Here is a 15,494-nt window from a genome sequence, read left to right as displayed (position 1 = left end):
TCCAACAATAATAAACACAAATTGATACAAACAATATAAATAACCACATTATAAAAAAGGTTAATAACCTAAGCCATACCGCCCCAAAAGCGCACAAAAAACCTATTATCATGCCTTTACGAACATTAGGTGATGATAATTAAACACTATAGTTAGTATGGTAATTATTAATAACGAAGGGTAATACGACTAAGCTATTTAATACGTAGGAATATTGTCATATTTTTATTTCAAAACATTTCAAAAAAGTTGGATTTTTAGTTAAGCCACACCTATAAATATCAAGAATTGGGTGAGTTTCATCCCAATGGACTAATCCACATGGAAGAGGGATACACAGCAATCTATTTAGCCATATTTGACTATTTCTTTCTGCTTTTTGTTTCTGAACCAGGTCAGCTTTAGCACCCCGCTTTTTGTTGGTGGTGCATATCCCATACGTCTCCCACCGCGACACTGATCCGATGAGAGAGGTATTAAGACAATGGTTGCAGATAAGCAAGAGGCTATTTCATGTCAGATATGAATGTTATTGCGGGAAATGCAAATATCCTGTCTCGTCAGGGTGGTAAATTTATCAGAGCTGTCCCGGAAGGAACCACAAATGTCGAGCTGCTGGAGAGCAGCACCGTAAGAATTTATGGCACACCGGACATCGTGTCCCGCTATGAACGCCTCGGCGACGATCTTATCTTACATATGAAAGACGGTACCACCGTCCGCTATGAAAGCTTCTTCACGCTGGATGCCGCCGGTTATCACAGCGAACTGGTTTTTGACGATGGCACCCGTCTCATCCATGCGCAGTTCTCAGGTGCGGCGGCGGCTGAAGGAGCGACACTCGCAGCAGAAGCCGCTGCTCTTACGCCAGAATATTCCACGCTGGGCGATATGACATCATTGTTGATTGGAAGCACCACCACCAGCACGATTTCTGCGGCCACGCTAGGCGGTATTCTTGGTGCCGTTGCTATCGGTGGAGCTGCCATCGCTGTCGGTTCATCAAGCAGCGACAATAAATCCACCACGCCAACCCCACCTGAATCTTTAACCATTAATCCCTTCGCTGGAGACAATATCCTAAACCGCACAGAGATAGGGGAAGCCCATACTCTTAGCGGAAAAACAACAGGCATCAGCGCAGGGCAAATCGTCACCATCACATTGAACGGTGTGGTCTATACCACGACCATTGCAGCCGACGGCACCTGGAGTTTTACACTGCCAGCAGATGCGTTTACCGGGCTGGAAGACGGCATTTACGCCTTAAAAGTGAGCGTGACGGATGCAAATGGCGTCATCCATGAGAAAACCCTCGATCTCACCATTGATACCCTGCCTCCGAATTTGACCGTTGATAAATTTACAGGCGACAATTACCTCACCGTAGGGGAGCTGGCAAACGGTCAGGTTCTAAACGGAACGGGGGAAGCGGGCCAGAACGTCACTATCACGCTAAATGGAAAAACGTATACCACGACCATTAATGCCGCCGGTAACTGGACCCTCACCATCCCTGCCGCCGATCTGAGTACGCTGGGCGAAGGCGACCACGCAATGACGTTCAGCGTGACCGATAACGCCGGTAATACCACCGTGGTTAACCGCACCATCATTGTCGACACCACACCGCCGGAACTGTCTCTGTCGCCATTTACCGGCAACAATCTGATCACCGCCGACGAACTCCAGTCTTCGCAGTCTGTCTCCGGTACCGCTTCCCTGTCAGATGTCGGTCAGACCGTGACGGTGACATTTAATGGCACGACCTACACCACAACGGTAGGAAGCGATGGCTCATGGAGTGTTACGATTCCTTCCGGCGACATGCAGGCGCTGACGAACGGCACCTACAATCTGGTGGCATCATTAACGGATAAAGCAGGCAACACCACCACCCTGCCTCCGCAAACCATCACGGTGGACACCAATGTCGAAGCAGTCAACATCAGCATCGTTTCAACAGATGACCGCCTGAATGCCGTGGAAGCAGGGCAGCCGCTGACGGTCAGTGGGACGACAGCCAACGTTGCCGCAGGCCAAACCGTCACCGTGACATTGAACGGAAAGACCTACACCACCACCACAGGCACTGATGGCAAATGGTCTGTGGATATCCCCAGTGCCGACCTGCTTGCCCTGACTGACGGCAGCAACACTATTACGGCCAGCGTACAAGGGATCAGCGGAGAAACCGTTACCGTCAACCATACGCTGGATGTGCACATCAATACGCTTCCGACTATCACACTGACCGCCCCACCGTTCGCCGACGGCGTATTAAACGCCGCCGAAGCCGCGCAGGATCAGGTCATCAGTGGGGAAACCGGGATTAGCGGCAGAGGCCAAACTGTCGGCCTAACGATCGGTGGGAATTATGTTACCGGCACGGTGGATGCCAACGGGAACTGGACGGTGACGATCCCCAAAGACATCCTGCAAAACCTGCCATCGGACAATATCAGCGTGCTGGAGATTGTCGTCCGCGATATCGCAGGCAACGAAACAACCGTCACACAGAACATCAGCGTTGATACGACGCCGCCGACGCTCAACGTCTCCGCTATCGCTCAGGACGATGTCCTCAATGGTGCAGAGCTGGCCGTCAACCAGGTGGTCAACGGAACAGCTTCACTCAGCGAAGCGGGTCTCCCGATCACCGTTACACTCAACGGGCAAACCTACACCACGACTGTCGGCAACGACGGAAACTGGAGTATCACGCTGCCAACGGCCGATTTGGTCGCTATTGCGGACGGGAGCCATAACCTGACCGTTACGCTGACCGATGCCGCAGGTAACACCACAACGGTAACCCGTCCTCTGACTATTGACAGTGGCGCAACCACGGCGCCAACCATCACCATAAATAACTTCGCAGACGATAACGTCATCGACGGTGCAGAAGCCAAAGTCGGTCAGCAGTTGAGCGGGACAACCACCAACGTTGAAGCGGGACAAGTGGTTACCATCAGCCTGAATGGGAAAACCTATCTTGCGACCGTGCAGTCAGGTGGAACCTGGAGCATCACAGTTTCAGCCGTGGATATCGCACTGCTGGCAGACGGTGCACACAGTATTAGCGTTAATGTGAGCAACAAAGCAGGTAACGCAGTAAGCGGAAGTCGCGATATCACCGTAGACAAATCTGGCGACAGCATCGCCATCAATATTATCGCCAGCGACAACCTATTGAGTCAGGCTGAATCCCTGCAACCGCTGGCGATCAACGGTAATACCGCCAATGTTCCCGCAGGGCAGACGGTGACCGTTACGCTGAACGGGAAAAACTACACCACCACCGTTGCCGCAGACGGCAGTTGGACGCTGCAAATCCCCAGCGCCGATCTCCAGCTTCTGTCAGATGGCAATGCGACCTTAACCGCCAGCGTGACGGTGGCGGGAAGCGCTACCGTCAGCGACGCACAGACACTGGGCGTACACATTCATACGCTGCCACAGCCAACGATTGACACGCCATTCGGCAACGGTTCTCTGAACAGTGCAGAAGCGCTGGTCAGCCAGACCATTACCGGCCACACCGGCGTCAGCGGCGCTGGGCAGACAGTCATCTTGTCCTTCGGCGGGAAATCTTATACTGGAACGGTAGATACCGCAGGTAACTGGAAAGTTACCGTCCCTGCGGCCGATCTCCAGCAGTTACCGGAAGGTAATAACACGCTGTTGGTCACGGCACAAGACGCCGCAGGAAACCAAGCCAGCAAGACATTTATCAGCCCTACCGACTTTACGGCTCCGATCCTGACCATCGGTACGATTGCGGGCGACGACACCATCAATCTGGTCGAATCGCAAAGCAACCAGAGCGTCAACGGTACCGCCTCAATTAGCGAAGCGGGTCGTACTGTCGTTATCACGTTCGATGGGCAGTTCTATACCGGCGTCGTCGGTAATGATGGCAACTGGAGCATCAATTTGCCCACCGCGGCTCTGCGCGGCATGGCCGATGGCAGCTATACGCTAACGGCCTCGCTCACCGATGCTGTCGGTAATACCTCCAGCGTCGAGAAGTCCGTCACGCTCAGCGCCGATCCTGCGCTCCAACCGACAATCTTCGTAAATGCTTTTGTTGATGAAAATAACGTCATCACAGCGGCCGCTCTGAAAGTCAGCCAGTGGCTAACGGGCACCAGTTCGAATGTGGAAGCCGGTCAGGTTGCCACCATTCTCCTCAACAAGAAGTTCTACTTCGCTACCATTCAGAGTGGTGGCGACTGGAGTGTAGAAATTCCGGCTGAGCATATGGTTGAACTCAGTGAGGGAACGGTATCGATCTCCGCTCAGGTCACCGATCTGGCAGGTAACACCGGGAACTACGAAACCTGGTCCTCTATCGATACGAGTAATGACAGCATCTCTATCAGCATTGTTGCACTAGATAACCAGATCAATCGCCTCGAAGCGTCACAGCCGCTGACGATTTCAGGTTCAACGGTCAATGTCACACCGGGCGAAAGCGTTACCGTGACGCTTAATGGCAAAACTTACATTGGCACCATTGCCGCGAACGGTAACTGGAGCGTCACTGTTGAAAGTAGCGACATGCTCGCCTTACCGGATGGTAAGGCCACCATTACCGCCAGCGTTGCCAACCCCGGTGATGTTCCCGTTACTGCCAGCCGTGATATTGATATTCATATTAATAACCTACCACAGCCAACGATTAACCAGCCTTTCGGCGATGGCATACTGAACATCATCGAAGCCGCTAATGGGCAGAACCTGACAGGGAAAACCGGGATTACTGGTGGGGGCCAAAGCGTCATCATTACGCTGAACGGCAAAACCTATGCCGCTACCGTGGATAATCAGGGAAACTGGAGTGCTGCGCTTCCCGCCGCCGATCTACAACTTCTGCCGAGCAGCGTACAGGCTATCCACGTAGAGGCAACGGACAGCGCGGGTAACAACATTGAAATCACTCGCGATGTTACTGTCGATCTGACGCTCCCCATTCTGACGCTGAGACCGTTGACCAATGACGGTATCATCAACGCCGCCGAGAGCCTGAACGATCAGGTGATATCCGGTAATGCACTACAGTCGGATGCGGGTCGCACCGTCACCGTTACGATCAACAATAAAAATTATCAGGCGCAGATTCAGCCTGACGGTAGCTGGAGTACCACGATCCCCTCCGCCGATCTTCAGGCGCTGGCTGACGGTAACTACACCGTGACGGCAAGATTGACCGGAGCATCAGGCAACACGACCACCAGTACCGGATCATTAACACTGGATGCCAGCCCGGCCAACCTGCCTCTGCTCACCGTCAACCCCATCGCGCTCAATAACATCATCGACGGCGGTGAAATCAACGTCGCGCAAGTCATCAGCGGTAACAGCCTGAATGTCGAGGCTGGGCAACGTGTGACCGTAACGCTCGGCGACAACACCTACACCACAACGGTCGACAGCAACGGCCAATGGCGCGTCAGCGTGCCGTCTGCCGATCTCCTTCATCTGGCACAAGGCACGCATACCGTCACGATCGGCGTCAACGACGTCAGCGGTAACCCGGCAACGATCAGCCAGACGATTACGGTGAACACCTCTCTGAGCGGTATCGCCATCGATACCATCGCGGGTGACGACAAACTGAACCAAATCGAGGCGGCGCAAGATCTGACCGTCAACGGTAGCAGCCAGAACGTGACAGCGGGCACAACCGTCACCATCATGCTGAACGGGAAAAGCTACGACGGCGTCGTACAGCCGAACGGTTCGTGGAGCATCACCGTATCAGCAGCGGACGTCAGCGCACTGGCCGACGGCAACACAACCCTCACCGTAACAACGGTAGACAGCGCAGGAAACGCGTTGAGCGGTAGCCGTACCATTGATGTGTTTACCAACAGCAGCCCATCATTGACGCTAAACACACCGTTCAGCGATGGTATCCTCAATGCCGCAGAGGCGAGTGTTACCCAGACGCTCAGCGGTACAACGGGTATCACTTCACCGGGGCAAACCGTCACCGCCACGCTGGGCGGCGTGACGTACACAGGGGTTGTTGACACCGCAGGCAACTGGACCATTTTACTCCCTGTAAACGGTCTGCAAAATCTGCCGAACGGAACCACAACATTGCAGGTTAGCGTTAGCGACGCTGCTGGCAACAGCAGTTCCCTAACCAGCAACATTACCGTGGCTCGCACCCCGCCGACGTTGACGACGGGCAACATTACGACCGACAACATCCTGAACAGCACCGAGGTACAGAGCGATCAGTTGTTAACCGGCACCGCCTCGCCGTCCAGCGCAGGACAAACCGTTACCACAACGCTGAATGGCAAAGTCTATAGCGGTATCGTCGGCAGTGACGGCACCTGGAGCATCACGATTCCGTCAGCCGACCTGGCTAGTCTGTCCGATGGCAGTTACAGCGTCGTGACACGCCTGACCGATACCGCAGGCAATACCACCACGGTCACACAGACTGTTGCCGTCGATGCCAGCCCGCTCAACGCACCGATCATCACGATTGGAACGTTCGCGGGCAATAACATTGTTGACGGAGCAGAAGTACACGTCAGCCAGGTACTCAGCGGCACCAGTAAAAACGTTGAGCAAGGCCAGACGGTGACGATTAGCTTCAATGGCAAAACGTATACCGCTCAAGTGCTGTCGAATGGGAACTGGAGCACGACGATCTCAGATGCTGACATGGCTCTGCTGACTAACGGTAGCCAGACGATTACCGTCAGCGTAAGCGATGTCTCCGGTAATACCGCGACATCCAGTAGCAGCGTGACGGTGAATACCAATGCAAGCGGCCTGTCTATTGCGCCAATTACCGGGGATAACCAGCTAAATGTGCAGGAAGCGGCAAGCGGCATAACCATTAACGGCGGTGCCGTCAACGTCGCGCCTGGCACGGACGTCAACGTCATACTTAACGGGAAAACCTATACCGTTCAGGTACAGCCAGACGGAACCTGGAGCGCCCCCATTCAGCCTGCCGATCTGCAAGCGCTGGGAGATGGCATCATTACGGTAAATGTCACGGCGGTTGATCAGGCGGGTAATGCCCTGTCGGGTACGCAGCAGTTGGGCGTCAGCATCCATAACCCACCGGTGGCCTCGCTGCATATGCCATTCAGCAACGGTTATCTGAATCTCAGCGATGCACAGGGCGGGCAGACCCTCTACGGTACCACGGGCCTGCGCGGAGCCGGGCAAACCATCAGCGTCACTATTGGCACTACGGTTTACTCCGGCACGGTTGATGGCAACGGCAACTGGAGCCTGCAATTGCCGTCGTCCGTTCTGACGGTGTTGGCAGACGGTCTCCTTAACATTTCTGTTACCGTCAGCGATGCGGCGGGCAACACCTCCACCGTTCAGAGCAGTGCATTCGTTGATTTGACGCCACCGGTGCTGACCATCAATCCGATTAGCACTGACGATATCATCAACATCGCGGAAAGCCTGCAACCGGTGGTGATCAGCGGGACGTCGCCCATCAACGACAGCGGTCGTCCGATCATTGTTAGCGTCACCATCAACGGGCAGATCTATCAGGGGCTGGCGCAAGCCGACGGCACCTGGAGCGTAACCGTGCCCGCTGGCGACCTGCAAAACATGCCGAACGGTATCACCGCGATCACGGCTAGCTTGACCGACGCTGCCGGCAATATCGGTACGGTAAGCCATTCGATTACGCTGGATACCGACCCAGCCAAAGCGCCGACCCTAACGATAGCGACGCTGTCGACCGATGATTACCTCAATCTGGCCGAATCTAGTCAGCCGTTGACGATCAACGGCAGCAGCCAAAATGTGGAACAGGGTCAGCAGGTCACCGTCACCCTCAACAATCAAACCTACGTTGCTACAGTAGGCGCAGATGGCAGTTGGAGCGTACAAGTTCCTGCAACGGATGTCGGCAACATACCTGATGGTAAACAAACGGTGAGTGCCAGCGTGACGGACGTAAGTGGTAACCCTGGTTCGGCGACGCATAACATCACTGTCATCACCGATGCCGCCAACCTGCCCGCTATCACCATCGCGACCCTGTCTGGCGACGATGTCGTCAGCGCGCAGGATGCGCAATCTGCTCTGCTCATTTCCGGTTCAACGACAAATGTTCAGACGGGACAGCGCGTCACGGTAACGCTGAATAATAAAACCTATCTGGCGACCGTTGGCGCAGACGGCAGCTGGAGCACGACCGTTCCCGCCAGCGATGTACAAAATCTGCCGCAGGGCAATCAGAATGTGACCGCGGCAGTCAACGACATCGCACAGAACCCAGCCACCGCGACGCATCCGTTTACGGTCGATACCATTCCCCCTTTACTGTCTATCGATGCGCTGGTCGACACCAGCGATATCGGGTTGGCAGACGCGTTGGCCGGACTCCCGTTAAGCGGCAAAGGCGAGGCGGGTCTTTTGGTCACCATCAAAGTCGGCACAGCAGTTTATAGCACTGTCGCCGATAGTAACGGCATCTGGCAAATCGCCATTACGGCAAACGATCTGCTGGCGTTGGGCGACGGTGTGAAGACGCTTGAAGCCAGCGTGACCGACGGTGCAGGAAATGCCAGCACAAGCAGCATTGATATCACGCTAAAAACGCAGTCGCTGCCGACGCTGACGCTGAATGCGCTCTATGACAATAATGTCCTGACAAGCGCGGAACTGGCAACGGAAACGACCATCGGCGGCACCTACACCAACCTGCCCGTCGGGACAACGATTCAGGTCACGATCGGGGCTTATACCGTAACGGGCGTGACGCTCGCAGGCGGCCTGTGGAGCGCCACCATTCCGGCCAATGCACTCAGCATTCTGGCGGATGGCAACGTGCAGGTCAGCGTGACGGTAACAGACAGCGCGGGCAATACCGGCAGTGCGAGCGCCACGCTGGATGTCGTCATCCACACCAATTTTGCCATCAGTATCGCCACACCGTTTGTTGACGGCGTGCTAAATCAGGCGGAAAGCACGGTGGATCAGTTGCTGACGGGCACAACGGGGATCATCGATCCCGGACAGAGCGTGTCTGTTGCCGTTACCAATGGCGCGATAACCACCACCTACAACGCCACGGTGGCGGCAAACGGCCAGTGGAGTGTGACGCTGCCTGCCGCCGATTTGTCGGCATTAGGCGATGGCACACACACCATTAACGTGACCGTCACGGATCATGCGGGCAATATCGGAACAGGAAGCGGAACGTTCACCAGCGTCATTGTGGGCGTGCCTGTCGCCTCGCTGGATACTCCGTTCGGCGATGGCAAACTGAGTCTGGCCGATGCACAGCCGGGCGCTACACTATCTGGACAAACGGGGCTCTCCAGCAACGTGGGGCAAACCGTGTCGGTCAGCATTAACGGCACCAGCGTCCCTGCCACCGTGAACCCTGACGGCAGTTGGTCGCTCTCGCTGGATCGTCAGACGCTGATCGACCTGCCGGATGGTACGGTGAATTTCACCGTCATCGTCACCGATTCTGCGGGCAACACCAGTACCGCAGCAGCCACGGCGAATGTGCTGACCACCACCCTGCCGGTACCAACGTTAGATTTGCCTTTTGGCGACGGCATCCTTAACGCCACTGAGATTCAGTCCATCCAGACCTTAACCGGCAAAACCGGTATTACCAGCGCAGGCCAGGAAGTCACCATTACGGTGACCAATAAAACCACGCTGGCAACCACCACCTTTACCGCCACCGCAGACGGCGTCGGCGGCTGGTCCAGAGCGCTGAGTCCTGCCGATCTGTCGATCTTCACCGAAGGCAATTACAGCATTAGCGTCAAGGTCACCGATTGGGTTGGTAATGCGATTACCAGTACCCCGATCGATGTGAGTTCGGCACAGACGCTGCCTGCCCCAATTATCGACGTGACGCCGTTTGGTATTGATAATATCCTGAATATCGCCGAAGCCGCATCTGCACTGACGTTCTCTGGCCGCACGCAAATTAGCGGTAACGGGCAAAACGTTAAACTGGAGATCGACCTCAACGGTATTCGCTACACGGCAACGGTGGATAGCAGCGGCAACTGGTCCGTTACACTCCCGCCTAACGCATTGAATTCGCTGGTCGATGGTCAACATACCATCACGGTGACCGCCGTCGATGAGGCAGGCAACACCGGATCTACCCCACTCATCTTTACCAGCGATCTCACGCCACCAGCCATCACGCTGAATACGCCGTTTGATGATGGCTATCTGAGTATCGCAGAAGCCGCAACGCTGGCGGGCAGAACGCTTAGCGGCAGCGCGGGTGATGCGGTGAGTGTGACCGTCACGTTTGGCGGACAACCGCTCGTCACACAGATTAACGGAGGCGTATGGACAGCCACACTGACCCCAACGCAACTCAGTCTGCTTGCTGACGGAACGCAGAATATCGTTATCACGGCAACAGATAGCCAGGGCAACAGCGCGACGCTGAATTCTCAGGCAATCCTTGCCGTACAGGTCTCACCGACGCTGGCGATTACCGCCTTTGCTGGGCTGGATGGCCTCAGCTACGCGGAAAGCCGCACCACGCAGACCATCAGCGGTACTGCCACTGATTTGGAAGTGGGACAAACCGTGACCGTCAGGCTGAATAACGTCAGTTATACGACGCAAATTCTCGCTGGCGGCACATGGAGCGTTACCATCCCTCCTGCCGCGCTGCAAGCTCTGGCAAATACGACGTACACCATCACCGCCGATGCGACAGATAAAGCGGGTAATCCGGCAACACAAGCCAACGTAGGATTCAATGTCAATCTGACACCACCGTCCATGACTATGGTGATCGACGCAATCGCAAACGACGACATTATCAACGCTGCCGAGATAAACGGTAATGTTACCATTTCTGGGCGGGTGACTGGCATTCCACCGATGAGTCCAATTACGGTATTAATCGGGGGCGTGCCAGTTATTGGCATCATCACGACCGATACCAATGGCGTCTGGGAAACCACCATTTCCGCCAGCACCTATTTCTCGACTAACGGTAATACCACGGTCTCGGCAACCGTAACGGCATTTCCGCTAATCACTGACACCAAAACAGTGTTAGTCGATACCATCGCGCCGACATTAAATATCGTGGCTTTTGCCGGTGATAACATACTGAACAGTACGGAAGCCAGCACCGCCCAGACGATTACGGGGACAGCTTCCACCACGGAGGCCGGACAACTCGTCAGTGTGGTGCTGAATGGCAAAACTTACACGGCTCAGGTTTCCGCCACCGGCACCTGGAGTGTGAGTGTCCCTGCTTCCGATCTGGCACAGTTGAACGATGGCAGCCACACCATTACCGCGACGCTCACGGACATAGCAGGAAATACCACCACGGATACGCAGGTCGTTACCGTCGATACGGGTATTCCACTGCTCAGCGTGACGCTGTTCGATGACAATATCCTGACGTTAGCTGAAGCCGTGGCGGGCGCAGCAATCACCGGTACAGGCGAAGTCGGGGCTACCGTCACGTTAACCGCCGGGCCGTTGACGGGCACGACAACCGTCGGCTCTGACGGCAAATGGACGATTCCGGTGCTGTCCGTCAATCTGCAAAACCTGATCGACGGGCCGCAGGTCATCGGCGTGACGCTGACCGATACCTCAGGCAATAGCACACACCTTGATGTCACGCTGGATGTTGCGCTGAACAAGACGCTCGGGGCAGGTATTACGGATATCTTCGGTAACGATGGCATCCTCAATCTGGCCGAATCACTGGTCACGCAGGTCATCAGCGGTAATGCGACAGGGAACTATCTGGGTGCGAAAGTACAGGTCACCATCCTGGGCAATACGGTGGAAGGCACCGTGGGTGCAAACGGCGCCTGGAGTGTCGCCCTTGCCCCGAATCTGTTCGCCGGTCTGAGCGATGGCCTGCTCGCGGTTAACGTCGACATTGTCGATTCACACGGCAACGTGAAGAATCAGTTGGTCAATATTGATGTGCTGAAATCTCTCCCAGTCATCAACTCCGTTATTGCCTTCACTGACGGCGCGTTGAATGCAGTAGATGTCGCAACCAGCCAGATCATCAGCGGTGTAGTGAGCGGCGGCAGCGTCGCATTAGGGGCGACGGTGAGTGTGACGCTAGGTACCAAGGTTTACACCGGGATCAGCGTCGGCGCAGGCGGTGCCTGGAGCTTGACCGTTCCTGCGTTGGATCTTCAGGCTTTGCAAGATGGAACGCTGGCGCTTGGCGTCACGGTCACCGATCAGGCGGGCAACACCGCCAGTCAGATCGTGAACGTTCCGGCCGTGATCAAAAATCTGCCGAGCATTACGCTCAACCCCGTCTTTGGCGACAGCCTGCTAAATCTGGGCGACCTGCTGACCGGCCAAATCCTCAGCGGTACAGCCACCGGTCTGGCTGGCAGAACCATTACGCTGAGCATTGCAGGTTCACAAATCGCTACAGCCACTGTCGGATCGGATGGCAAGTGGAGTACAACCGTCACCCCAAGCGTACTGGGTATTCTGCAAGGGCTGGGCAGCGGTGATTTCACCGTGAGCGCCACCGCGACAGACAGTGTCGGTAATAGCACCACGGGCAGTGCCGGCATCACGTTCGATTTCGCACAGCCGGTAATTACGCTGAACCCGATATTTGGCGGCGATGGCTTTATCAACGCGGCAGAAGCACTGGTGGCACAAACGATCAGTGGTGTGGTCACCAATGCCAGCGCAGGTTCGCAGGTTGCGGTAACCCTTGGCGGAAAAACCTTCCTGTCTACGGTCGGGGCAGGCGGCGCGTTTAGCCTGACGCTGCAACCATCGGACCTCAGCGCGTTAGCCGATGGCAGCACCACACTCGGCGTTTCTATCACCAATGCGTCCGGCAACACGAGCACCGTCAGTAGCGCGATCAACATCATTGCCAAAAATCTGCCGACGATTAGCCTTGGCTCACTGTTTGGCGGCGATGGTTTCCTCAATGCCGCAGAAGCCGCGCTGACACAGACGATTAGCGGTACCACCACCAACGCTGCGGCGGGCTCGTCGATTGTCATACGCATTGGCACCCTGACGCTCAACGCTACCGTTGGCAATGACGGCACCTGGAGCGCCAGCGTCACGCCACTGCAACTGTCCGGCCTGGCCAATGGCAACCTCACAGTCAGTGCGACGGTGACCGACCCGGCGGGTAACAGTAATAGCATCAGCGCAGGTCTCAACGTTTCCATCCTGCCACCGACTATCACCCTCAACCCCTTGTTCAACAACGGCGTGCTGGATCTTTCCAGCCTGTTGAGCGCACAAACCATCAGCGGAACGACAACCAATGTGGCAGCAGGTACCACGCTCAGCGTCACGCTGGGCAGCAAAACCTACACCACAACGGTCGGTGCCAACGGTAGCTGGAGCTTGCCAGTCCCAAGTCTCGACCTGAAGGCGCTCGTAGATGGTGTGACTAACGTCGGCGTTCGTCTGGTTGATGCCGCGGGTAACGTAGGGGAAACCACCAGTGCCTTGAATGTCATTATTAACGCCTTGCCAACCATTGCGATTAACCCGTTGTTTGGCGGTGACGGCCTGTTGAATGCCGTCGAGGCTGCCGCGGGTCAGGTCATCAGCGGTACCAGCACCAATGCGGTAGGTTCCACTATCCAGATTTCACTGGGGACCAAGACCTACTCTGCCGTCGTGCAAAACAACGGTAGCTGGTCGGTCAGCCTGCCTGCGCTCGATCTCAACAATCTGACTGACGGCACGCTGTCCCTCAGTGCTTCTCTGACCAACGCCGCAGGAAAAACCACCAGCGCAGGTGCCTCGATCGGCGTGGGCATTCATGCCCTGCCAACGGTCAGCCTCGGCTCACTGTTTGGCGGCGATGGCTATCTGAATCTGGCCGAAGCAGGCATAAACCAGATAATCAGTGGAACCACGACCAATGCGGCTGGCGGTAGCATCACCCTGACCGTCGGCGGGCTTGTACTCAGCGCCACTGTCGCCAGCAACGGCACCTGGAGCATCAGCGTGCCGAGCGCCAACCTGCTCAACATTGCCGATGGCAATTTAACCATTGGCGTCAGCGTCACCGATCGCTATGGCAACACCAACAGTACCGGCACCAACGTTGTCGTCAAAACCCACCAGCTACCGCAGTTGGGGATTGACGCGGTGGGGTCGCTGATTGGCAACACCGTTGGGCTGTTGGCGAACGGCGTCACCGTCAGCGGCACCTCGCGCTACGTGCAGCAAGGTGCCAAGGTGACCGTCACGCTGCTCGGCCAAACGCTACAGGGCACGGTCGGTGCCGATGGCAAGTGGAGTGCACATTTCAGTAGTTCGCTACTGGGCATCAACGTTTTCAACGTGGGTGCCATTTTGACCGCGCTGTTGGGAACAGCCGTTGAAGCCTCCGTCACCGATCAGGCGGGTAACTTCACCGGCGTATCCGCCGGATTAACATCCGGAATCTCCCTTGGGTTACCGCTGGCGAGCATGATGGCGCTGGACGTTGACGATAGCAGTCTCGCTCAGGTGGCCTCGCTGTCTAGCGAACCGCTCGACACCGGGGAAAGCACCGACGTGCAACCCCTTAATGTCAGCTCGAAAATGGCGGCAGCCACGCTCAGCGAGACACAAACCATCGACAAGAGCACCAGCACCGAAGTGGAAGACAGCGTGTATGCCATCGGTGGCGTCGTCATCAGTCTGGCCGACGGTACGGTGCAAACGGGCGAGGATGTCGAAGGCAGCGAAGGCGACGACATCATTACGCTTTCAACGCTCGACTTTACTCAGATCGACGGTGGTGACGGCATTGACACGCTGGTTCTGGATGGCACCGAGCTCAATCTGGATCTCACCGCGTTGGGGCTGAAAATCGATAACGTAGAGATCTTCGATTTAGGCAAAAACGGCACCAACAGCATCACACTGGATCTTGACCGCGCCCTGAATGTCACCGACCGACCCGAAGACGATCTGCTGATTGTCGGAGGCGAAGGGAATCAGGTGAACCTGATTCCGGGCGAAGGCGTCTGGAGCACGGTAGGGCAACGCGATATTGATGGCCAACGTTTCGACGTCTACCACCATTCATCGCTGGATAACGCCAACAACCTGGGAGATGTACTGGTGCAGCAAGGCCTGCTCGTCAATATGGTGTAACGGTGTGTTAAGCGCTGGCTCGGTCAAGGGCTGCTGCTTATACACAAATGCGGAGATCAACGCGGATTTTGTCGTTATCCGGCGTAAGAAATTATGCAGAGGAGATAGCAGGTTTAGGATAAGCCGCATGGACGCGGCGAAAGCTTGCGCCACGTATGGAACGTGTCGCAAGCGGTCCGTTAAACCTGATACCGACGATGGCACCGCGTAGCGGCATAATTTCCGCCAAAAGCCTGGGGTCTCGGGGCGAGCGGCGTTTGAGCCGTCCCGAGTCGGGCGCGTGCTACGAGGTAGCATAAAAATAGCGCTATTATCGCGCACGAAACAGTCTCAAAAGCAGCATAGATACGTGTCCCAGAGACAGAATGAAA

At 55.8% G+C, this 15,494-nt stretch carries 1 protein-coding gene; it reads left to right on the top strand.

Features of this window, described 5'->3' with window-relative positions; all coding sequences use genetic code 11:
- The first annotated feature begins 513 nt into the window (after window positions 1–513).
- Complete coding sequence (locus LCF41_RS05240; protein WP_225087181.1) at window positions 514–15,123, top strand: Ig-like domain-containing protein; 14,610 nt, start codon at window positions 514–516, stop codon at window positions 15,121–15,123.
- Window positions 15,124–15,494 lie beyond the last annotated feature (371 nt).

The sequence above is a fragment of the Pectobacterium colocasium genome, assembly GCF_020181655.1.
In the GTDB taxonomy this organism is placed as follows: domain Bacteria; phylum Pseudomonadota; class Gammaproteobacteria; order Enterobacterales; family Enterobacteriaceae; genus Pectobacterium; species Pectobacterium colocasium.
Note: the sequence above shows the minus strand (reverse complement) of the source record. Positions and strands in the feature narration are given on the sequence as shown.

What these genes read in the sequence shown, in the direction of transcription:
- LCF41_RS05240 (WP_225087181.1), top strand. Translation starts at nt 514, where the DNA reads ATGTCAGATATGAATGTTATTGCGGGAAATGCAAATATCCTGTCTCGT.